The 23,423-nt window shown below is 41.3% G+C and carries 21 protein-coding genes; 12 read left to right on the top strand and 9 right to left on the bottom strand.

Features of this window, described 5'->3' with window-relative positions:
* The first annotated feature begins 135 nt into the window (after window positions 1–135).
* Window positions 136–681, top strand: a complete 546-nt coding sequence (locus E0H87_RS15785; RefSeq protein WP_131324468.1) for a DUF2726 domain-containing protein — start codon at window positions 136–138, stop codon at window positions 679–681.
* Between the two features lie 40 nt (window positions 682–721).
* On the opposite strand, the gene E0H87_RS15780 is transcribed toward E0H87_RS15785, so the two are convergent.
* From E0H87_RS15780 to mdtD, 4 genes are all read right to left on the bottom strand, one after another.
* Entirely contained in the window at window positions 722–1,078 is a 357-nt protein-coding gene (locus tag E0H87_RS15780; protein ID WP_131265384.1) for a RidA family protein, read from the bottom strand.
* Window positions 1,079–1,487: 409 nt separating this feature from the next.
* A complete protein-coding gene (gene dinB / locus E0H87_RS15775; RefSeq protein ID WP_131324467.1) occupies window positions 1,488–2,543 on the bottom strand; it encodes a DNA polymerase IV in 1,056 nt (351 codons plus the stop codon).
* Window positions 2,544–2,676: 133 nt separating this feature from the next.
* Window positions 2,677–3,447 (bottom strand): GH25 family lysozyme, encoded by a 771-nt coding sequence (locus tag E0H87_RS15770; protein ID WP_131324466.1) that lies wholly within the window; start codon window positions 3,445–3,447, stop codon window positions 2,677–2,679.
* Window positions 3,448–3,523: 76 nt separating this feature from the next.
* A complete protein-coding gene (mdtD, locus tag E0H87_RS15765) occupies window positions 3,524–4,915 on the bottom strand; it encodes a multidrug transporter subunit MdtD (RefSeq protein ID WP_131324465.1) in 1,392 nt (463 codons plus the stop codon).
* Between the two features lie 329 nt (window positions 4,916–5,244).
* Between mdtD and E0H87_RS15760 the strand changes: the two genes are divergently transcribed.
* Entirely contained in the window at window positions 5,245–6,210 is a 966-nt protein-coding gene (locus E0H87_RS15760) for a hypothetical protein (protein WP_131324464.1), read from the top strand.
* A gap of 76 nt (window positions 6,211–6,286) precedes the next feature.
* Here E0H87_RS15760 and E0H87_RS15755 read toward each other — a convergent pair whose 3' ends face one another.
* Entirely contained in the window at window positions 6,287–6,907 is a 621-nt protein-coding gene (locus E0H87_RS15755) for a TIGR00730 family Rossman fold protein (RefSeq protein WP_131324477.1), read from the bottom strand.
* Window positions 6,908–7,237: 330 nt separating this feature from the next.
* Between E0H87_RS15755 and E0H87_RS15750 the strand changes: the two genes are divergently transcribed.
* From E0H87_RS15750 to E0H87_RS15725, 6 genes are all read left to right on the top strand, one after another.
* Entirely contained in the window at window positions 7,238–8,821 is a 1,584-nt protein-coding gene (locus tag E0H87_RS15750) for a TerC family protein (RefSeq protein WP_131324463.1), read from the top strand.
* Window positions 8,822–8,894: 73 nt separating this feature from the next.
* Complete coding sequence (locus E0H87_RS15745; protein ID WP_131324462.1) at window positions 8,895–9,362, top strand: YchJ family protein; 468 nt, start codon at window positions 8,895–8,897, stop codon at window positions 9,360–9,362.
* A gap of 63 nt (window positions 9,363–9,425) precedes the next feature.
* Window positions 9,426–10,070 carry a trimeric intracellular cation channel family protein gene (locus tag E0H87_RS15740; RefSeq protein ID WP_044738759.1) on the top strand — a complete coding sequence of 215 codons (645 nt, stop codon included), beginning with the start codon at window positions 9,426–9,428 and terminating at the stop codon, window positions 10,068–10,070.
* 214 nt (window positions 10,071–10,284) lie between these two features.
* The gene (locus tag E0H87_RS15735) at window positions 10,285–11,604 is read left to right on the top strand and encodes an MFS transporter (RefSeq protein ID WP_131324461.1); all 1,320 of its coding nucleotides are present in this window, start codon (window positions 10,285–10,287) and stop codon (window positions 11,602–11,604) included.
* 262 nt (window positions 11,605–11,866) lie between these two features.
* A complete protein-coding gene (gene parC, locus E0H87_RS15730; RefSeq protein ID WP_131324460.1) occupies window positions 11,867–14,086 on the top strand; it encodes a DNA topoisomerase IV subunit A in 2,220 nt (739 codons plus the stop codon).
* A 151-nt stretch (window positions 14,087–14,237) separates the two neighbouring features.
* On the top strand, window positions 14,238–15,914 hold the full coding sequence (locus E0H87_RS15725; protein ID WP_131324459.1) for an AMP-binding protein: 1,677 nt from the start codon (window positions 14,238–14,240) through the stop codon (window positions 15,912–15,914).
* Between the two features lie 48 nt (window positions 15,915–15,962).
* Here E0H87_RS15725 and E0H87_RS15720 read toward each other — a convergent pair whose 3' ends face one another.
* Complete coding sequence (locus tag E0H87_RS15720; protein WP_131324458.1) at window positions 15,963–16,349, bottom strand: hypothetical protein; 387 nt, start codon at window positions 16,347–16,349, stop codon at window positions 15,963–15,965.
* Window positions 16,350–16,457: 108 nt separating this feature from the next.
* Here E0H87_RS15720 and E0H87_RS15715 point away from each other — a divergent pair, with 108 nt between their 5' ends.
* Window positions 16,458–16,856 carry an MAPEG family protein gene (locus tag E0H87_RS15715; protein ID WP_131324457.1) on the top strand — a complete coding sequence of 133 codons (399 nt, stop codon included), beginning with the start codon at window positions 16,458–16,460 and terminating at the stop codon, window positions 16,854–16,856.
* A gap of 111 nt (window positions 16,857–16,967) precedes the next feature.
* Window positions 16,968–17,492, top strand: a complete 525-nt coding sequence (gene ppa / locus E0H87_RS15710) for an inorganic diphosphatase (RefSeq protein ID WP_116762394.1) — start codon at window positions 16,968–16,970, stop codon at window positions 17,490–17,492.
* 103 nt (window positions 17,493–17,595) lie between these two features.
* Here ppa and E0H87_RS15705 read toward each other — a convergent pair whose 3' ends face one another.
* A complete protein-coding gene (locus E0H87_RS15705; protein WP_131324456.1) occupies window positions 17,596–18,921 on the bottom strand; it encodes an OprD family outer membrane porin in 1,326 nt (441 codons plus the stop codon).
* A gap of 1,251 nt (window positions 18,922–20,172) precedes the next feature.
* Between E0H87_RS15705 and E0H87_RS15700 the strand changes: the two genes are divergently transcribed.
* Window positions 20,173–20,943 (top strand): TorF family putative porin, encoded by a 771-nt coding sequence (locus E0H87_RS15700; protein ID WP_131324455.1) that lies wholly within the window; start codon window positions 20,173–20,175, stop codon window positions 20,941–20,943.
* Window positions 20,944–21,015: 72 nt separating this feature from the next.
* Here the strand turns inward: E0H87_RS15700 and E0H87_RS15695 are convergent, their stop codons facing one another.
* Entirely contained in the window at window positions 21,016–22,503 is a 1,488-nt protein-coding gene (locus E0H87_RS15695) for a YifB family Mg chelatase-like AAA ATPase (protein ID WP_131324454.1), read from the bottom strand.
* Window positions 22,504–22,569: 66 nt separating this feature from the next.
* Window positions 22,570–22,797 (bottom strand): accessory factor UbiK family protein, encoded by a 228-nt coding sequence (locus tag E0H87_RS15690; protein ID WP_131324453.1) that lies wholly within the window; start codon window positions 22,795–22,797, stop codon window positions 22,570–22,572.
* A gap of 276 nt (window positions 22,798–23,073) precedes the next feature.
* On the opposite strand from E0H87_RS15690, the gene glnK reads away from it, so the two are divergent.
* On the top strand, window positions 23,074–23,412 hold the full coding sequence (gene glnK / locus E0H87_RS15685) for a P-II family nitrogen regulator (protein WP_016168502.1): 339 nt from the start codon (window positions 23,074–23,076) through the stop codon (window positions 23,410–23,412).
* Window positions 23,413–23,423 lie beyond the last annotated feature (11 nt).

Below are 23,423 nucleotides of genomic sequence, written 5' to 3'. Positions count from 1 at the left end.
TAATTTCGTCAAGATAAATATCGTTTTTTAACTTGAACGCTTGAATAAAAATAGAGGCGCTATAATCGATTTTTCGGCATAAAAAATCGGTATAAAGCCGCAGGATTATAAGAAATAGATTAAAGGAATAAATTTATGAGTATGTATTTACTGATAGGACTCCTATTGTTGTTCAGTTGCATGATTTTTAAAAGTTTTAATAATCAATCAAAACAACAGGATAGTGTGCTTAAGCGGCGTGCAGTTTTTAGTTTAAATCAGCAGTTGACCTTTGCTCGCTTAAAAGAAATTCTTCCAAGCTATACTATCTTGGCACAGGTTTCTTATGATGCCTTGATGACGACAAAATATAGTCGTACCCGAAATAAGTATCGTAATTTATTGGCAGATTTTGTGGTACTCGATGCATCGCATCAGATTGTGGCGATTATTGGTTTAGATGATCCGAATACGTTAAAGCGTTTTCAGCAAACACAGTATAAAGATGCGCTATTGGCGATGGCGGGTTATCGTGTGATTCGTTATGACGAAGTGCCTAGTTATCAGCAAATTCGACGGGATTTCTTAGGTGAACTGCGTAAAGAGTGGCAAGAACCTGATACGCAAGAGCTAGATACGTCATTGAAAAAGTATAATTTTTATCACAATCATGAAAAACGTAAGTTAAAACTATGGGGTTAAAATCAGCCTGAATGCTTGTTCAAGCTGATTTGAGCTCAGTTTATTCTGGGCGGACGGCGGTCACGGTCATTTCAACCAATACATCAGGTGTGTACATTTTTGCTTCAACGCAGGTGCGAGGCAGTGCTTGCATATCTGCGCACCATGCATCCCAAACTTCATTCATGCCTGCATAATCATTTTCAATATCTTTCAAAAAAATCATGACCGACAGAATATGGCGTTTATCTGTGCCAGCATCCGCAAGAAAACGATCAATAATGTCTAAAGTCTGTTGGGTTTGTCCTTTAATATCGAGACTGGTATCTGCTGCCAGTTGACCTGCGAGATGAACCAAGTTACCTGAAATAGCAATTTCAGAAAAACGCTTTTCGACATGTAAACGTTGAACCGTCATGTGATTTCCATGATGTAAAGAGAGCGATCAGTTTACGTGATCGGGCGTGATCTGCAAATGGTGTTTTGTATGACCCATACAGCAAGAGAAAGGGTAATTGCTTTGAGAAATAATTGGAAAATAGGGTTCAGAAATTTGAAGAACAAGAGAAAGTATCATATTGATACAGTTTGAATTTTTTATTGTTTGAATCAGAACCCATGTAATATGTTCAGAATTGCCCTGTAATACTCGGATTGGATCGTCGCGTTCACCACAGGACAACATGCTAAAAGTAAAGGTGATTTTTAGCATTTTAGCGTTTACATGGATAATGTATCGCGTGAAATAGGTTAACCTAAAAATAAAAAAAGTGTAGGGTTAATTGTTGTATTTTTATTCTTTCGTTTAAAAAAAATACAAGAATAGCTTACCAGAGACTGAGTTGAGGTAGATCATCGGTAGGATTTAATTGGTAAACACCCACACCGATCAGACGGAACTGATATTCGGCAGGAATATGCATTTCACTAAGTAACAGTTCTAAAACTTGCGTTAATTCGGCAAGATTATTGAGAGGAATTTTAAAACTTTTACTGTGCTGAAGTACTTGAAAGTTTTTTAATTTCAGTTTGACGGTCACTCCGCGCGCCATAAGTTGCTTTTTATTTAAACTTTCCCAGACCTGTGCCGTGAGTTTTGCCCAATAGGGCTGACATTGTTGTAAGGTAAAATCATCATCAAACGTGGTTTCTTTGGAAATTTGCTGCCGTTCCCGCTCAACCTGTACAGGACGTTCATCAATGCCTTGTGCATATAAAAACAATTGGTGACCATACTTCCCAAAGTGATGAATCAGGGTGCTTTCCTCAATTTTCTGTAAATCACCTAAGGTTTCCAATTGCAGTAGTCTCAATTTTTCCTGAGTAACTTTACCGACGCCTGGAATTTTTTTGAGGGCCAAATGCTGAATAAAATTTTGTACTTGGCTGGGTTTAATCACACAGAGCCCATCAGGTTTATTCCAATCCGAGGCAATTTTTGCCAGAAATTTATTCGGTGCCACCCCAGCAGAAGCCGTTAAACCCGTCCTTTGGAAAATTTCGGCACGGATACGTTGTGCCACTTCGGTTGCGCTGGCTAAAGCATACAAATTTTCGGTGACATCCAGATAGGCTTCATCTAAAGATAGCGGTTCAATCAGTGGCGTGTAATGTTGGAAAATTTGGTGAATCTGTGCGGAAACTTCACGATATTTATAAAAGTTGGGTTCAATCACCACGACTTGAGGGCAAAGTTTTTTCGCTTGAGTCATCGACATGGCGGAACGCAGCCCAAATTTCCGTGCGGGATAAGAGGCTGCTGCAATGACCGCACGTGGATGATGCGATGAAATCACCACAGGCAAATGTTGTAGATCTGGACGATCACGTAATTCTACCGATGCAAAAAACGCATCCATATCAATATGTATGATTTTTCTCATATCGCCCAAAATTCACTAACCTCTACTTGTGAGTATGGCATGCTCCAACAAAGCTGTGTAGCTCGACCTGCATCAGCGCGACAGAAAATGACGGCTAAGGTGGCTAATCCATGAATGGAGTCATAAAAAGTCTTTAAGGTGTGGTAGGGGTAAGCGGTTGAATGCCGTTCTTTTGTAAGAAGATACTCCAGTCATACACTGAACCATGAAAGACGTTCATATCGACGGGTTTGCTGATGCCTTGAATTGTGCCTTGATTGGTATGTTGCCAAAAGGTCCATTGGGGATTGCCTTTAAGTTCAGGTTGCCCTTGATATTCACGCACCCAAAGCGGTGTATTTTTGAATTCACCTGCTAAAACGATGTTATAGAAAGTTTTTGAAATATAAAAAATCGGTTGTTTGCCATAATGCTGTTGTAGCTGATCGTGCATAATTTGAATTTCAGCCAATAACTGCTCTTTGGTATAGGCATTGATACAGTTACTGTCATATTCCAAATCAATGACTGGCGGCAAAGCATCGGGTTTGTTGGGTACGGTTTCAATAAAATTCTGCGCCTGAATTTTACCGTCGCGGCAGAGACGATAAAAATGATAGGCTCCAACCAAAAAGCCATGTTCACGGGCTTGGAGCCAATTGTCCTGAAATTTACGGTCTTTAAAATCCCCCCCTTCGGTGGCTTTTAAATAGATAAACTGGAATTTTTTATGTGGTATCTGTGCCCAGTTAATCTCACCTTGATGATGGGAGACATCGAAGCCCTGTACTGGAAATTCTTGTGCGGAAGCGGAATTTTGATGAAAAATAAAAATGTAGAGCAGCACAGCAAGAAAAAATGTTCCTACGCCAATGCAGGAGGCAATAAAGGAGCTGGATTTTGTGATGCGTGTTGATTTGGTCATGCGTGCTTTAATCTCATCAAGTGGCGCTATGATAACGCGATCATAAAATTGACTCCATGTGCGTTTTGCAAAAGGACTATATGCTGCTGTTTTTGGGAATTTTCCAGAAAATTGCAGCAGTGATGATATTGATGGTACCCAGACAGATAAAGGTCATTTGAAAAGCCGTTGTGACTTGTGCTACCCCATAATGTGCAGTAAAGAGATTAATCAAGGTACCAGCAAGTGCGACCCCAATACTCATAGAGAGCATCATGATCATGGACAGGAAACTGTTCCCGCTACTGGCATTTTGCTGAGACAGATCTTTCAAGGTAAAGGTATTCATGGCGACAAATTGGGTTGAGTTCAACATGCCACAAATAAAAAAGTGCAGTGTTCTTAGCCAGAGCGGCGTATCCGCCGTGGTCAAAGCGAAACTGGCGAGGGCACTCCCCACCAGTATGGTATTAACGATGAGTACCGTTCGATAGCCAAATTTTTGAATCACAGGCCGCACAATCGGCTTGGAGACCAATGAACCCAAGACCAAAGGAATCATCATCAATCCAGTGATGAAGGGCTCAAAATGGAAAGCCACTTGCAACATTAAGGGCAGTAAAAATGGGAAGGCGTTGCCGCCCAGTCGCGCAAAGAAATTGCCTAAAATACCAATGGCATAGATTTTATTTTTAAATAATCGGCTTCGAAACAGAGCATTTTGATGGGTGTGGGCATGATAGGCATAGATGGCTGAACTGAATAGTCCCAGTCCAATCAAAGCCAGCCCTTGCCAATGACTATGAGCTGTACTGGCAAAGCTTTCAATGCCTAAAGACAGCCCGACCATGGCAACGACTAACCATAGGAAACCACTAAAATCGAAGGCTTGTACGCTAGGTTCAGTGGCATTTGGTAAGGCTTTTAAGGTCACTAAAATGCCTAAAATACCCATCGGTAAATTAATCAAAAAAATCCAATGCCAAGTGGCAACTTCAACCAGCCATCCACCCAGAGTTGGTCCAATTAAGGGTCCAATCAACCCCGCCAGACTCATTAAACTCATGGCAGATAAAAATTGATCTCGTGGAATCAATTTCAGCATGGCTAAGCGACCGACAGGCAACAGCAATGCTCCCCCGATGCCTTGAATAATACGAAATAGCAGCAGTTGATTGAGGCTCTGCGATAGGCCACAACCCAGTGAAGCCAGCGTAAAAATGACAATGGCTGCCAAATAGGTATTGCGTACGCCAAAACGATCAGCCAACCAACCACTTAAAGGAATGCACGCAGCGACAGCCAAAACATACGCCACCACCACACTGTGCATGTTCAGCGGATCTTCATTTAAATGTATGGCCATGGCAGGAATGGCGGTGTTGACAATCGTGGTATCTAAAGCCTGCATAAAAAAGCCAATCGACACCAAGAAAACCAAGAGTCGGTATTCGGGTTGTAAGGCGCGATGTGAAATGGCTTGGCTCATAGATTGGAAATGGAATTGATCAAGATGCTATTGAAATTCATCATAGCAAAGCATAGAGAATCAGTGCTCAAAAAATCACATAAATTAGCAATCAAACCTGAGGTCTCTAGATGGAAAAATGATGTCTTGAAGCATCTGAATATTGGTCAGCGTATGTTTTATTGCTTGAGGATGGGAAACTTTAATATGATGAAATTAAACAAGAAACACATAGCTGATTGAGGGGAGTGTGCTGTCTGTCACGCTATTGTCATTAAAATGAAATAAAAATGTCATAATTTAAGCACCACCCCACAAGGGTAGATTTTTTTGATAAAGGCTTAGGTGTTATGACAATTGAAATTTTGATGATTGTAGGTTTCTGTTTAGCAGCATACTCAATTGTCGGAAATGATGTGCCACAAACTTTAGGGACCTTTATTTCCTCCAATGCACACCGACCTTGGTGGGTACTTTGGCTGTATACCAGCAGTATTCTGGTTGTGGTGTTGTTATATGGTTGGTTTGCTTCAGGGACTGGAGATGCCTCTTATGGGCGTTTAGAAACCATTCCTTTTCCCGAAACAGGTATTACTTGGCTGTATATTGTTCCACCGATTTTATTGATTATTCTGACCAAATATGGAATTCCTGTCAGTACCACCTTTTTGGTGCTCACGATTTTTTCTCCGAGTAGCTTAAGCGCTATGTTGACCAAATCGATGATGGGTTATGCCGTTGCATTTGTGGTTGCGATTTTGGTTTATCGCTTTGTGATGAAAGGGATTAGCATTTATTTAAGTAAAACCCGTCACAAAGAACCTTCACATATCTGGATTGGCTTGCAATGGGTGTCGACCGCATTTTTGTGGAGCCAGTGGCTGATTCAGGATTTAGCCAATATTTTTGTCTATGTACCACGTCAAGTGCCATTTGAATTCTTAATTTTTGGCATTTTGGTGTTTGTGGTATTGCTCGGTTGGATTTTTTACCGTCGCGGTGGAGCCATTCAAAACATTATCGATACCAAAACTGGGGTTGCAGATATTCGCTCAGCCACGATTATCGATTTTATGTATGCCATCATTTTGCTGGTGTTTAAAGAGTGGAGCAATATTCCAATGAGTACCACATGGGTATTCTTGGGTTTACTGGCTGGTCGTGAGTTTGCGTTGTCCATGCATTTGGCTGAAGTGAATAAATATCGGACTTCGCGTAATGTCAGTAAAGATGCCATGAAATTAATGTTTGGTTTGGCCATCAGTGTACTGTTGGCAACAGGATTACCTTGGTTATATCAACACATTTCAGGTTGAAATTTCGGGTCAGCATTCGATTAAGTCAGAAAAAAGCGAGCATGAATGGCTCGCTTTTTTTTGTGCATAAACTCGATTAAATAACGAAACGCGCAGGTGCTTGCAAGTTCTTTAAAGCATTTAAAATTTGATCGGCATGATTACACACAATCAGTTTGGCGCGATGCTGCGGAGGTAGAAAGCCTTCTTGCACGGCATGATCCAGCTGGGCAATCAAGGCATCATAAAAGCCGTTGACGTTATACAGCATCATGGGTTTCTGATGTTGATTGAGCTGCCCCCACGTGGCAATTTCTAAAATTTCTTCAAATGTACCTAAACCACCAGGCAATGCAACAAATGCACTGGCACGCTCTGCCATCATCGCTTTACGTTCATGCATGGTTTTGACCACATGTAATTCCGTCAGTCGGTTATGTGCAATTTCATAATCCAACATAAATTCAGGAATCACGCCTACGGTATCACCGCCATGTCCCATCACGGTATCGGCGACTTGACCCATTAACCCAATACTGGCACCACCGTACACCAGACCAAAGCCTTGTTCTGCAATTGCGGTTGCCAGTGCAATTGCCTTTTCTTTATAAATGGGATGATTACCAGAACGTGAACCACAGTAGAGTGCAATGAGGGCTTGAGAAGTTTTCGTTGTTACTTTGTCATGTTCTACAGTCATTTTTAATACGCTATTCATCATTCTCTGTTTTACCTTATCACTTTCTTGTTGGCTGCTCTAGCTTATGCAAGAAATATGACAAAGCGATGTTGTGTCGTGTTGGCCTGACTGCCTTTATGTTGTTGCATCGTGAAGCAAAGGATGAACTGTCTGAAAAAAAGATGAATTTAGTGTGGATCTTGCCTATACTGAGCTTCTGTTTTACAACAAATGAATCAACATGAGTCGTGGTTGTTGCCGCATTAGACGAACACACATTTTTGCCATAATAAGAGAGAAGATGCAGAGCCAATCTGCACTTAAACCTCACCTTATTCATCCTGAAATCATGATGAAGGAGAGCATTCAATGATTTTTGAGTGGATGTCTGATCCTTCTGCGTGGGTGGGCTTAGCCACCTTAGTGGTGCTTGAAATTGTATTGGGGATTGATAACCTCGTTTTTATTGCAATTTTGGCAGAAAAATTACCACCAGAACAACGCAATACCGCGCGTATTCTCGGGCTGATCTTAGCTTTAGGCATGCGTTTGATTCTATTGGCGTCCATTGCATGGGTGGTGACTTTAACCAATCCGTTATTCCATATTTTTGAACATCCATTTTCTGGACGAGACTTAATCTTGTTACTGGGTGGGATTTTCTTGCTGTTTAAAGGCACCATGGAATTACGTGAGCGGATTGAAGGGAAGCCTGCTTTAAAGGAAGAAAATCCTGTACATGCGACTTTCTGGATGGTGATTGTCCAAATTGTGATTTTAGATGCAGTGTTCTCCCTAGACAGCGTAATTACTGCTGTGGGCATGGTGAAACATCTGTCTGTGATGATGATTGCGGTCATTATTGCCGTGGGCATTATGTTGTGGGCATCCAAGCCACTCATGGATTTTGTAAACAGACATCCGACCGTGGTGATTCTGTGTCTGTGTTTCTTGATGATGATCGGTTTCTCTTTGGTGGTCGAAGGTTTTGGCTATCATATTCCGAAGGGTTACTTATATGCCGCGATTGGTTTCTCGGTCATGATCGAGTTCTTGAACCAAACGGTGAAGAAAAATCAGGAAAAAATGGTCACCACCAATGATTTACGTTATCGCACAGCTTCAGCGGTGCTGCGTATGTTGGGGGGGAAAAATGCCAGTGATGCGCCTGAACATCAAAATGAAGATGTCTTGGCCACCCGTGCTTTTGCTGATGAAGTCTTTGCTCAGGAAAATGGGGTGTATCACAGTGTCATGGTGCAAGGTGTATTAGGGCTTTCCGAACGTCCAGTCAAATCAGTCATGACCCCACGTCCTGAGTTGGAATGGCTAGATTTGGATGAAGATGAAGCTGCGATCAAACAGCAATTGCTGAGCATGACCCATTCTCGTTTGATTGTGGCACATGGCGAACTGGACAATATTGCAGGTGTAGTGCTGACGCATAAAGTCATGAATGAATACATCGAAACTGGGGTATTGAATTTCGAGAAGCATTTACGCGACCCAGTGATCGTCCATGAAAATGCACAAGTGTTGATGGTGATGGAACAACTCCGTCAAGCGCCCTTACAGTTGGCGATTGTGTTGAATGAATATGGTTCGATCGAAGGGATTGCCACGCCAATTGATGTTCTTGAAGCCATTGCAGGTGAATTCCCAGATGAAGATGAATTGGAAACTGCCACAGAAAGCCTAGAAGATGGTAGCTTGATGTTGGAAGGCTCGACCGATATTCGTCATGTTTCCCTGTTATTGGGCAAAAATTTGGTGGATGACTCGGAACAGTATTCCACTTTATCGGGTTATTTACTGTTCCATTTAGGCCGCTTGCCTGAAAATGGTTCCAGTATTGAAGCTGATGGCTTTATTTTTGAAGTGGTGACGATGGATGGTCATAAAATTGAGAAAGTCCACGTGATTCCAAAACACATCGTGGAAAAAGATGATTAACGCTGTAGAAATCCGCGTTTAAACTTCAGTTAAAATAGCCCGCAATGTTCGGGCTATTTTATTGGGAAAATGTATGTCAGAAGAACAATGCCCTTGCGGCTTAGGATTATATGCCGAGTGTTGTCAGCCTTTGCATTTAGGGCAACAGACTGCGCTCAGTGCGGAACAGTTGATGCGTTCGCGTTATAGTGCATTTGCCAAACAGCAGATCGATTATATTGTGCAGACCACGGCATTGGGGCAACAGCAGGCTTTGGATGTCCCCGCCATTAAAGCGTGGAGTGAATCTAACCAATGGTTAGGTTTAGAAGTGGTCCAAGCGCAGGAAAAACTGGACAAAACCCATGCCCAAGTGGAATTTAAAGCCCATTATCATGATGGGCAACAAGCCCAAACGCATCATGAAGTTTCACATTTTGTGAAACAGGCACAGCACTGGTATTTCCTTGATCCGACCACGGAACAAGTGCTGACCATGAAGCAACCGTGTATTTGTGGTTCGGGTAAAAAATTTAAGCAATGTTGTGCACAATTTTTATAACGTTCAGTTTAGATTTGGCTTAGAATAGCCCGCATCTTAACCCTTCAACGGAAGAGCAGGGCGATGTTACTGACCATAATTTATATTATTGCGATTACGGCTGAGGCCATGACTGGAGCACTGTCTGCGGGTCGACGTAGTATGGATTGGTTTGGGGTGATTCTGATTGCCTGTGTCACAGCACTTGGCGGCGGCTCTGTCCGCGATGTATTACTCGGACATTATCCTTTAACGTGGGTCAAGCATCCTGAATATTTGGTACTGACCTGCTGTGCCGCGTTGTTTACCATTTTGATTGCTAAATGGATGCGCCATTTACACAATATTTTCTTGGTGTTAGATGCGTTAGGTTTGATTGGCTTTACCATTATTGGTTGTCAAATTGCCTTGTCGATGGGGCATGGTTTTGTGGTTTCCGCTGTTGCAGGTATTATGACGGGTGTATCAGGCGGGATTTTACGTGACATCCTGTGTAACGATGTGCCGTTAGTGTTCCGTCGTGAGCTCTATGCCAGTATTTCTTTTGTTGCGGTGATTTGTTATTGGGTCTGTTTGGAAATTGGACTATCTTTAGAATTGACGGTGATTTCAACCTTAATTTTTGGATTTTCTTTACGTCTAATTGCGATTTATTTTGGTCTGGAAATGCCGAAATTTATTTATAAAGATGATGATGCCGATTCTGCCTCTTCAACCGACACGCATTAATCAACGATTGCAATTTCGCCAAAATTTAAAATGACGGTGCCCAAAGCCAAATTTGGGTACTGACTTAAACTATAAAATCAATTTCATTTCCCCATCTCGCAACAGAATTTATTAAAATAGAGTGCGCAGTATTTTTTCTTCTGCAACAACATGAAAATTGCAAAGCAGTACTTTCAGAGTTGTTGTTTTCCTCATCTTTGCTTGAGTCATCGCTATGGATTTAGTTTCACGTGTACAACGTTTACCTGTTGGAAAGTTCCACTATACCTTGCTGTGGGTGATTGGCTTGGGCTGGATGTTCGATGCGATGGATACGGGACTGATTTCCTTTATTCTGACCAAAATGGCAACTGAATGGAGTTTGAGTCCCGCAGAAAAAGGTTGGGTGGTGTCGATTGGTTTTGTGGGTATGGCGATAGGTGCGGTCTGTTCAGGAGCATTGGCTGACCGTTGGGGGCGACGCAATGTTTTTGCAGTGACTTTAGTAACTTATAGTATTGCCACCGCTTTATGTGCCTTTGCCCCAAATTTGACCTGGTTGTTGGTATTTCGCTTTATTGTGGGTTTGGGACTCGGAGGACAGTTGCCCGTTGCCGTGACCTTGGTCAGTGAATACATTCCTGCGCAGGTGCGTGGGCGATTTATTGTATTGCTGGAAAGTTTTTGGGGACTGGGCTGGTTAGTGGCCGCTTTGGTGTCCTATTTTGTGATTCCAAGTTATGGCTGGCATATGGCCTTTTTGATTGGTGGTTTGCCTGCACTGTATGTGTTTATGATTTTAAAGAAAGTGCCTGAATCGGTACCGTATTTAATTAACCGTGGACGGATTGAAGAAGCCCATGCTTTGGTGCAAAAACTGGAACGTGCATGTGGCGTTGAGGTAATTCAGCAGATTGAAGTGAAACCTGTCGCCGCCAAACAAAGCGTATCTTTTTCACAACTGTGGTCAAATCCTTTTGCAAAGCGCACCCTGATGCTGTGGTTAATTTGGTTTGGCATTGTTTATTCGTATTACGGCATTTTTACGTGGTTACCCAGCCTGTTGGTCAAACAAGGCTATAGCATTGTGCAATCCTTTGAATATGTACTGGTGATGATCTTGGCACAACTGCCAGGCTATATCGCCGCAGCATGGTTAGTCGAAAAACTGGGACGTAAATGGACATTGGCGGGTTTTATTGGTTTTTGTGCTGTTTCAGCTTATTTCTTTGGACAGGCGAATACCGTCACTCTCATTATGTTTTGGGGCTGTCTGATGTCCTTCTTTAATTTAGGGGCATGGGGCGTACTTTATACTTATACCCCAGAACAGTATCCGACCAATATTCGTGCCTTTGGGTCGGGTTGGGCTTCTGCGGTTGGGCGTATGGGCGGCATCGTGGCGCCGTTGGTGGTGACGCAAATGATGGTGCAGAGCAACGGTTTTAATCATGTGTTTATGATGTTTACCGCAGTCTTGCTTGCCGTGGCATTGGTGATTTTGGTTTTAGGCGAAGAAACCAAAGGCAAAACCTTAGAATCAATTGGCATGTAGAATTTGTAGATAGTTTGGGCGGCAAAATTGTCGCCCTTCTATATTTTGGCTTATTGGCTGAACTTGTGTTAAACCTATTGCTGTGAAAATAAAAAATTATAAGTTGATCATTTATTTAAAAGTGGATAATTTTACGACATCAGAGATCCATTAAGACACAAATTGTCGTGGTAGTAGATAGCACACCCTTGTGCAGTCACAGTCTGAGACTTAGCATAAGAACCTAGATAAAAAAACGATTTGATTAGGATGAAAGGTTGTTATGACGAACCTTGCGCATCACGCAACAGAAAACCGCTCCGTCGCAGAATTTACTGAACGCGCTTACCTCAATTATGCCATGTACGTGATTATGGATCGTGCTTTGCCTCACATTAGTGATGGTTTGAAGCCTGTTCAACGCCGTATTGTGTATGCCATGAGTGAATTGGGGTTAAAACACAGTGGTAAACCGAAAAAATCTGCGCGTACAGTGGGTGATGTGCTCGGCAAATACCATCCCCATGGTGATTCGGCATGTTATGAAGCCATGGTGTTGATGGCACAACCGTTTAGCTACCGTTATCCATTCATCGAAGGTCAGGGTAACTGGGGTTCACCAGATGATCCTAAGTCCTTTGCTGCCATGCGTTATACCGAAGCCAAGTTGTCGCAGTACAGTGATGTTTTGTTGGCAGAATTGGGGCAGGGCACTTGTGACTGGCAAGATAACTTTGATGGTTCAATGAAAGAACCTGTGAACCTACCTGCGCGTGTACCCAACATTCTTCTGAATGGCACCACGGGTATTGCGGTGGGTATGGCGACTGACATTCCGCCACATAACTTGCGTGAAGTGATTAAAGGCACCATTGCCCTAATTCGCAATCCAAATTTAACCGATGAGAAAGTCGCAGAATATATTCCTGCACCAGACTTGCCAACCAAAGCTGAAATTATTACCCCACCAAATGAATTACTTAAAATTCAGACGACAGGTCGTGGTAGTTACCGTATGCGTGCGGTGTACAGCATCGAAAAAAATGAAATTGTGATTACCGACTTGCCCTACCAAGTGTCAGGGTCAAAAGTGATCACGCAAATTGCCGACCAGATGCAAGCGAAAAAATTACCGTTGGTCAGTGATGTCCGTGATGAATCGGATCATCAAAATCCAACCCGATTGGTGATTGTACTGCGTTCAAATCGCATTGATGCAGAAGCGGTGATGAGCCATTTATTTGCCACCACTGATTTAGAGTCCAGCTATCGCGTCAATATGAATATGATTGGCGCAGATGGTCGTCCGCAAGTGAAATCAATCCGTCACATTTTGCTGGAATGGATTGAAATTCGTAAAGAAACGGTTACGCGTCGCCTGCAATACCATTTAAATAAAATTGAAAAACGCCTACATATTTTGGCGGGTTTACTGATTGCTTATCTGGATCTTGATACGGTGATTCGGATTATTCGCGAAGAGGATCATCCCAAAGCGGAATTAATCTCGCATTTTGGCATTGATGAAATTCAAGCCGAAGCCATTTTAGAATTAAAATTACGCCACTTGGCGAAATTAGAAGAAATGGAAATTCGCCGTGAACAAGAAGAATTGGAAGCCAAAGCCGCCATTATTCGCGAACAATTGGCCAATCCAGAATCTTTAAAATCACTGATTATTAATGAACTTAAAGAAGATGCGAAACGTTTCGGTGATGATCGACGTTCGCCAATCGTACAACGTGCTGAAGCAACCGCCATTAGCGAGCAAGATTTGATGCCTGCCGATCCTGTCACTGTGGTGCTTTCAGAAGCTGGGTGGATTCGCAGTGCTAAGGGTCACGATGTTGATGCCGAGAACCTGAATTTCCGCGCAGGTGATCAGTACCGTAGCCATGCACAAGGTAAATCGAATCAAAAAGTTTATATTCTGGATCAGACGGGACGCAGTTATGCACTGGCAATTAATAGTTTGCCTTCTGCTCGTGGTTTAGGTGAACCTTTAAGCTCTAAGTTGGCGCCTGTGAGTGGGGTTGGGTTCCTTCAAGTGCTCATTGAAGAGGATGAGTCTGAGATTTTGGCTCTGAGTAGTAAAGGCTATGGCTTTAAAACTCAAGCCAAACAGCTCGATACCAATGCCAAAGCAGGCAAAGCCTTCCTGACTGTGCCTGAAGATGCGAAAGCCTTACCGTTATATCCTTTACAGCAAGCGAGCCATTTGGCTTTATTAAGTTCTGCTGGGCGTTTACTGATTATCGATTTGTCAGAATTGCCAATTCTGAATAAAGGCAAAGGTAATAAATTGATACAACTTGAAGATAAAGATCAAATTATATCTATGACAACCTTAAATTTAGATGAAATAATTCAAGTGGTTGCAGGACAACAACAACTTAAAATAAAAGGTGATGATTTACAAAAATATATGGGCAAGCGTGCGACAAAAGGGCAACTGTTACCACGTGGATATCAAAAAGCAAATAGACTGTTGGTTCAGAGATAAAACTAGCATGTATTTGTTGAAATAAGTTATATATGTGGCTGTGTTCGTGAAAATGGATACGGGAATGTGCATTAACAAGCTAAATAAACACACACAAACCCGAAAAAAAAGCTGCATATTTTAAGGACTATAGATTGGAGATATTGGGATTATGGAAAAGATTTGGTTCGCTGAATACCGCAAGACAGGAATTCCTGAAACTGTAGAATTACCCCCAGAGAACACTTCTTTGGTTGACGTATTTGAGCGTAATTTCCAAAAATTTGGTTCACGTGATGCTTTTATCTTTATGGATAAAGCACTAACTTTTAGTGAACTTGACGAAGCGAGTCGTAAATTTGCTGTTTATCTACAAAGTTTAGGTTTGGCAAAGGGTTCTCGTGTCGCAGTCATGATGCCAAACGTTCTCCAATATCCAGTGGTTGCCCTTGGTGTATTGCGTGCGGGTCTGGTCCTCGTGAACGTCAACCCGCTATACACTGCGCGTGAGCTTGAACATCAATTAAACGATTCAGGTTCTGAAGTTTTAGTCATTATTGAAAACTTTGCTTCGGTTTATCAAACCATTATTGGTAAAACACCAGTGAAGCATGTGGTTGTTGCTTCAGTTGGCGACATGCTAGGGACGTTAAAAGGGACTTTGGTTAACTTTGTACTGCGTTCAGTGCGTAAGCAAATTCCTGCGTGGAATATTCCTGGTCATATCCGTTTTAATGCGGCAATGTCAAAAGTAAGCCCAAGCAACTACAAACGCCCAAATTTAACCCTCAGCGATACGGCTGTTCTCCAGTACACAGGTGGTACTACGGGTGTTTCTAAAGGTGCGGAGTTAACCCATCGTAACCTTGTGGCCAACTTATTACAGTGTGATGGTATTTTCCAAAGTAAATTTGGCGCTCAAGATGGTCAGCCAGATGACCGTATTTTCTGTGCTTTGCCGCTGTATCATATTTTCGCGTTTATGGTTTGTGCCATGTACGGGATGTATAAAGGTCAAGCCAATGTTTTAATTCCGAACCCGCGTGATTTACCTGCGGTAATGAAAGAATTACGTAAGTATCAACCTACGTTCTTCCCAGCAGTGAACACCTTATTCAATGCTTTGGTCAATAATGAAGAATTTAAACAGCTCGATCACAGCAAACTTAAAATGGCTATGGGCGGTGGTATGGCTGTACTTCCTTCGACCGCAGCAGCGTGGAAGAAAGTCACAGGCACAAACATTATTGAAGGTTATGGTTTATCTGAAACTTCACCTGTTGCAACGGCAAATCCGCCTGCTTCGGATGAATTCAGTGGCACGATTGGTATTCCATTACCATTAACTGACATTGCAATTTTAGATGATGATGGCAATCCAGTTGCATTGGGTGAGCAAGGTGAAATCTGTATTCGTGGTCCTCAGGTGATGAAAGGTTACTGGAACCGTCCAGACGAAACAGACAAAGTGATGGTGAATGGTTTCTTCCGTACTGGTGATATTGGTGTGATGGATGACCGCGGCTACACTAAAATTGTAGACCGTAAGAAAGACATGATTTTGGTGTCTGGTTTCAATGTGTATCCTTCTGAAATTGAAGAAGTGATTGCCAAGCATCCCAAAGTGCTTGAAGTTGCTGCAATTGGTGTACCTGATGAGAAATCAGGCGAAGTACCAAAATTATTTGTTGTGAAAAAAGATGCCTCTTTAACCACTGAAGAAGTTCTTGAATTTGCAAAAGAGAACTTAACAGGCTATAAACGCCCACGTTATGTAGAGTTTATGGAAGAATTACCAAAATCGAATGTCGGTAAGATTTTACGTAAAGATTTACGTAAGACTGCATAGAATTTTGTATAAAAAAGCGCCTCAGGGCGCTTTTTTTTTTGCTATGGCTTATTTTTTCTTCATCAGCCAGCGGTCAAAATAAGGACGACCTACGCCTGCAATCCCAATAAAAATGAAGATGGTGCCGAACTGACGGCTAAAGCCAGAACGATTAAAAGTGCCGTAGCTCAAGAAATTATCCACCAAGCAGTAAATCAGGGTAATCAGCACCCAATGCCAGAGGGGCAGGCGACGAATGCCTACAGCCCAGAATGCAACCCAGAGCAAAATAAAAGTACAGACAGTTGACCAGATATTCATGTTGGCACAAATGACGGTCAGTAAAAAAGCAACAATGGGGAACACAATAGCGAGTACACGATCCATGTGCCGTTGATGTTGGCGCTGTTTTTCCAGTTCATCGAACAGTTTGTGCTGCTCCGCATTAAATGACATAGCTATTCCCGAATGGCGTGGTAATCAAAACACTATATTTAACAAAAAATATTCTAGAATTGCCATGCTATGATAAGGCTAATTCATACTCTCACGAGAACTCAATTGATGCACAGTATTAGCGGTATTGTCTATCTCATCTTAATTGCATGTTTATTACCTTATGTTTTTAGTCTTATTGCTAGACTTGCGAGTGGTTTTCAGGTCAAAGACAATCAATATCCGCGTGAGTTTTTGAACAATTCAACAGGCATTGCTGCACGTGCCAATGCGGCACAACAAAATAGTTTTGAAGGATTACCTTTATTTATTGCTGCTGTTTTAATGGCGGAATATATGGTTGTGTCACAATCTGTGATTATGACTTTTGGTATTGCTTATTTGGTCTTACGTGTCATCTATGGGGCGTGTTATTTGGCCAATTGGGCGACATTGCGTTCAATTGTCTGGTGTCTATCTTTATTGTGCCCAATTTCACTGCTGATTTTGGTGATCAAACTCAGCTAATGAACGTGCATATTCCCTATTTTTGCGGGGCAGATGTATAATCGCTCCGTGATTAAACCGAAGACTTTAATTTCGGTTTCAATATAATTTAAATCGTTAAAGAGTGATGCTATGAGTTACAGCAATATCCCTGCGGGTAAAGATGCACCAAATGACATTTATGTCATCATTGAAATTCCTGCAAACGCAGCGCCAATCAAATATGAAATTGATAAAGATTCTGACGCTTTATTTGTAGACCGCTTCATGGGTACAGCAATGTTCTACCCAGCGAACTACGGTTATGTACCAAATACATTGTCTGAAGATGGTGACCCGCTTGACGTACTTGTCGTGACTCCACACCCAGTTGAGCCAGGTTCGGTTATTCGTTGCCGTCCAGTGGGTAAATTGAACATGGAAGATGATGGCGGTATTGATGCGAAATTGATCGCTGTGCCACACGAAAAGTTAACCCCAATCTATAAAGACATTCAGGAATATACTGATCTTCCTCCACTTTTGATCCAACAAGTGGAACATTTCTTTGCTCATTACAAAGATTTAGAGCCAGGCAAATGGGTCAAGTTAACAGGTTGGGAAGGTTCTGAAGTTGCTAAGCAAGAAGTGCTTAAAGCAATTGAAGCTGCAAAATAATTTCTCAATAAAATATGGGTTGAGATGAATCTGTTATTCTGAACCTATTAAAAAAACCTGCACAATGTGCAGGTTTTTTTAATCTCTGAAAAATGACTTCAAATTAGAAGAATTTAACAGGGATATCTAACCAAATACGCCATTCATTGGTGTCACCAATGTAGTTGCTTTGGTAGTTGTCGCTTGCGCGGTAGTATGAGTGACGTAAGCGTAAGCTTGAATCTTTCGCAAAACCAGACTGAACTGTATATTTCACTTGGTTAAAGAATTCACGCTCTTGTTCATTATCACTGATCATAGTGCCTTTAGTGTCAGTTGCTTTGATGTCCCAACCATAAACAAATGCAGTAGTCCACGTTAAACCAGGTACACCATAATTTGCAAAATCTAGGCTATATTGAAGTTGAAGTGATTTTTCATCATTACCAATGAAGTCAGAAAGGTAAGAGTTCGGCAAGTAAACTGTTTGATGACCATCACCAACACCTTTACCTAAGCCATAGTCATAACCAGTATTACCGCTGTTTTGTTGGTAAGCGACCATTACATTGTGCGGACCAGTGTTGTAGGTCGTAGACAATGCAAAAATGGTGTTGTCAAAAGAATCGTTCGCTGAACCAATTTGAGAATACAAATATTTATTCGCGTCCTTATCCCATTTAGTGTGGTAACCGCTGAAGTCATAAGTTAATGAGCTATTGTTTGCCAACGCTTGCTTGTAATTGGTATTAATATAATGACGTTCTAAACGGTCTTTGATGTCAGTACCATAGTAAGATGCATTTAATTGATCATTAAACTTATATTTTGCACCCCAAACCACTGCGCTATCTAATTCATTGCCGTCAGTAGTTACTTGATCTGAATATTGGTTTTTAGTGAATTTACCAGCGGTTAATTCAAGGCCTTTAATTTCACGGCTTGTTGCCAATACACCATCAAAGTATTCTGGAACCAAACGTGCAGTGTTACTTGCAAGTACAGGCAAGTCGAGTACTTGAGTACCATAACGGACTTCAGTATTAGAGATGCGTGCTTTTACGATAGCACCACCACGAGCCCAGTGGTCATAAGCATCAACATGACCATTGGCATCTTTTGCACCATCGTTGTGTAATGGAATCATACCATTCCCAGCGTGGTTATTTTCGCCAAGCTTGAATGATGCATCACCAATCACGCCTACACCAAAACCAACAAGGCCTTGGGTATAACCAGATTCAATTTTAACCATGGCAGTTTGAGCAGCTGAGCTTGTATCTGCTTTGCCATGTTTTTTGTCACGAGATAAATAACCAGTGCGGAACAACACTGATCCTTCAGCATCTTCGACAAATCCTTTTGCTTCACTTTGTTCGCTTGCATAAGCTGTAGTAATAAGGGCAGCCTGAATTAATACTGCTAATGTAAGTTTTTGCGCCTTTGGCATAAGAAACAACCTCAAAAAAGATAGATTCAGAATTTCGTTTTTTGGCATAACTTCGAAATTTTAATAAATTGTATAATTAATCTATAAAAAAGATAGATTTTTATTAATTTTATTTCATTCTTGTTACTGACTACTTGACGAAATTGTTTTCTTGCTATCTGTTTAGTGATAACCAATATTTATACTTAAGCCTTTAATTCATAATAAAAATATATTTTACTTAATGGGAAATTTTTCTGTTTTCTGCTCTGATCATACCTTGAAAAACCACTGTTTCTTTTGTTTATTTTTTCTTCAAAATTGGCTTGATTGATTATTTTGTATTCGAATTATGTCTTGCTTTTATGAATCAATACAATCTCTAAATGAAAATGAGAAATGTTTCATTTAAGTGCAGGTCAATTTCATCATTAGGCTGAGCTTGCAATGTTGGAATAAATTGTAATTCGCATCCTAGCCTCAATTTGGGTGTGGTCAGTTATGGTGCATGTATTTTGTACAATTTATCGTGTGAAACTCAATTTTTGAACATAAATAAAGCATTTTAGGCGCATTGTCAGAATAGATTGATTCAAATATTGCCAATCCAGTGTGCTCTGAGCGGTAAAAGCCAAACTGAAATGTGTGTTATGGATCAATCAAGTCTAGTTCTCGAGCAGAAAAATAAGAATTAAAGCGAATCTGGGGCTGTTGAACAGCATACGAATGTCATAGAAGTATGGGTTTTATACGATTGTAATGATTGGTCATCTCAAAATAAAACCTGTTTTTATTCAGCAATTAACCGTTTTTTAAATGAACCCTATAAAAATGAGCCATGCGCGGTGTGATGTGCTTATCTCCTGTACTGAAATCTTTCAGATGAGTGACGATCCAAACGATCTGAGTGATTGCAAGGTTGCATATTTTGATGCGTCATAGCGCATCTTTTATGGAGATTAAAGGATTGGTTAATTATTAAATATTTGTTATTTATCACTTTATTTTAAATTTACGATCTTTTTACGTTACAGTGAGATTGAGTTCTTTTATTTTATGCCACATCAAGTTTGGAACTTTTAGGCACAGCGTAGGTTTTTATAAAACCAATAACCATTGAGATTTATAGCCCGGCATCAAGTTGCTCGATATTCCACTGAGAACATGCATGCCGTAAACATTTTTCTGAAAGTTGGCATAGCGCTTGCTAATACATTCCTGAGTTTATTAATTACAGCAAAACGTCGTAATTCGATGTGGGGGAACCTCAGAATGAAATTCACATTAAAAGTATTATCTATGGCGGTTGTTGCAGCGGCTTCAACATTTACATTTGCAAATGATCAAGCAGCATCACCATTTGGTCTCTCTTTTAGCGGTAATGCAGCAGTAACAACAGACTATCGTTTCCGTGGATTGTCGCAAACTCAAAATGATCCAGCGGTACAAGCAGGGTTCACGCTTGCACATGATTCAGGTGTGTATTTTGGGCTTTGGGGTTCAAATGTAAACTTTGGTTCGGGGACGCCAAGTTTAGAATTAGATCCATCACTGGGCTTCGCAACTACATTAGACAGTTTTAGCAGTAAACCTTTATTGGATGTGGGTGTGGTGTATTACAACTATCCAAGTGCTTCTGACTCAAGTTGGGTCGAATTTTATGGCAAATTAACTTTCGCAAGTGTACTTGCTGAAGGGGACAGCATTCTGACCAATGTGAACTTTACCAATGATTATGCAGGCCTAGATACAAATAGCTGGAATGTGAATGCGGGCTACTCAATTCCATTTGGTTCAACAGGTTTTGGCGGTGTTGCAAGTGTGGGCTATACCGTTGTGGATGATGAAGACAAATATTCATTCGGTGGCGACGATAACTATGTAGATTGGAAAGTTGGCGTTAACTATGCATTTAAATCAATTTCTGGTGCAACGGCTGAATTAGCAGCAGTGGGTACAAACATTGATACGGATGCTATGGATGATGCAACAGCACGTGGCGTAGAAACAGGTGCAGTCTTTACTTTAACCAAAACATTCTAAGCTTAAGTTTGTTAAAAAACCTCTCGTCCTTAGGATGAGAGGTTTTTTGTTTGGCATGTGAATTAGAACCTATTAAAGGTTTTGCTGTCGATACGATAAAGCTTCACTTAAATGTGTCGTTTGAATTTCTGATGAATTTGCCAAGTCAGCAATGGTTCTAGCCACTCTTAATACCCGATGATAAGCCCGTGCAGATAAATTTAAGCGCTGTTGGGCCAATTCAAGCATTTGTTTGGTTTGCCCATTCAATTCTGCAAATTGTTCCAGTTGCTGCGGATTCAAAGCATGGTTTAGACAATTTTGTCGTTGAATTTGCTGTTCATAAGCTTGAATCACACGTTGGCGCACTTGATCAGAATTTTCAGCGGGGGCATGTGCTTGCAATTCATGCACTGTAAGTGGTGGCACATCAATATGCAAATCTATGCGATCAAGCAGGGGACCTGAAATTCGATTTTGATAACGTTTGATGGCTTCAGTCGAACATTGACAACGCTGATCTTGATTAAAGGCATAACCACATGGGCACGGATTCATGGCCGCAATTAACTGAAAATTGGCAGGATAAGTCATTTGACGAGATGCTCGAGAAATCACAATTTCTTTCGATTCTAAAGGCTGTCGAAGCACTTCTAGGACTTTACGATCAAATTCAGGCAGTTCATCTAAAAACAGGACGCCTAAATGGGCTAAAGTAATTTCGCCTGGTTTAGGTTGCGAACCTCCACCGACCAAGGCAATGGCCGAAGCGGTATGATGTGGCGCGCGAAAAGGACGGTGGCCAAAATGATGCTGCGTATTGGCAACAGAATAAATACTGGCAACTTCTAAATTTTCGCTGGAATTGAGCGGTGGAAGAATACTCGGCAAACGCGATGCCAATAAGGTTTTACCTGTGCCGGGTGGACCGCGAAACAGTAAGGAATGACCTCCTGCCGCTGCAATTTCTAAAGCGCGCCGTGGACGAAGCTGCCCTTTCACATCAGCCAGATCGAATTTATAGCGATGTAATGGTGAGTCGACAGGCTTTTGCACAGGAGATAATGGTTTGTGTTGGCTTAAGTGTTCACAAACTTCTTTGAGATGTTTTGCCGCATACACATCAAAATGGGGCAGTTGTGCCGCTTCAAATGCATTTTGTTCGGGCAAAATTAATTGGTGTTGGGCTTGCTGACATGCGATCGCAATACTCAAGGTGCCTGTGGTTGGGCGTAATTGACCGTCTAATGCCAATTCCCCAATGAATTCAAGATGATCGATGTTTTGTTCGGGGAGTTGTCCAGAAGCAATTAAAATGCCCAAGGCAATCGGTAAATCTAGGCGTGAACCATCTTTGGGCAAATCTGCAGGCGCAAGATTAATCGTGAGACGTTTACTGGGAAACTGAAAACCACTATTAATAATGGCTGAACGGACTCGATCTTTACTTTCCCGAACAGCAGCTTCTGCTAATCCTACAATAGTAAGTGATGGTAATCCTTGACTTAAATGAACTTCGACTTCAATTAGTGGGGCGTGCAGACCCAATAGCCCTCGCGTATTTATTTTGGCAAAAGACATGTTGTTGTTCCATTTTGGTGCGTTATTTTTGATCGTTATTGGTCTTCTATTGCACTAATAGTGTGCTTATTTTTTGTTCTGAATTTTTTGTTCGAGTGCTTCGACTTGCAGTAGTAATTCGGTTAAACGCTGATTGGCATTGTTAAGCGCGGTTTTCTGACGTTCAATTTCGTCACGAGAAACCAAATCCATTTTAGTAACCGCCTCATTTAATAAGGCTCTTAAATTATGTTCCAAATCAGTTTTAGGTTGTTCTACTTGTTCTAGAATGGCTTGTAATAAAGTTTCAATCATTGTTTTATCCATATTGCTGGAGAAGAGCGGGAGCAGTGTAGCACTGCTTCGAAAGAGACTATAGTGCTATCGCAATAATCCTTGACGCGATCTGGCGAAAATAGCCGACTTTCGGCTAAATCTCGAATATTAAAGACCTAAGCTTCGATTAAAAGACAAAAATAAGGTATAAATAGAGTTGTGTATCAGATTTTTATTTCCCTCAACCTTAGAAATCTTGGCACGAAAATTGAACATAAAACCTTACTGGTGAAAAAAGCCGAAGGAAAAACAAACATGAAGCTAGTAACTGCAATTGTAAAACCCTTTAAATTAGATGATGTGCGTGAAGCATTGTCAGAAATTGGTGTGCAAGGGATCACTGTAACAGAAGTCAAAGGTTTTGGTCGTCAAAAAGGCCATACTGAGCTGTATCGTGGTGCTGAGTATGTCGTTGATTTTCTTCCAAAAGTTAAAATTGAAATCGCGATTAGTGATGAAATGGTTGATGCAGTGATTGAATCAGTCACTCGTGTTGCGAGCACTGGCAAAATTGGTGACGGGAAAATCTTTGTGACTAACTTAGAGCAAGTGATCCGTATTCGTACAGGTGAAACAGGTCCAGATGCTGTTTAATTTGGCATAAA

The organism is Acinetobacter sp. ANC 4178 (assembly GCF_004331175.1).
Lineage (GTDB): Bacteria > Pseudomonadota > Gammaproteobacteria > Pseudomonadales > Moraxellaceae > Acinetobacter.
Note: the sequence above shows the minus strand (reverse complement) of the source record. Positions and strands in the feature narration are given on the sequence as shown.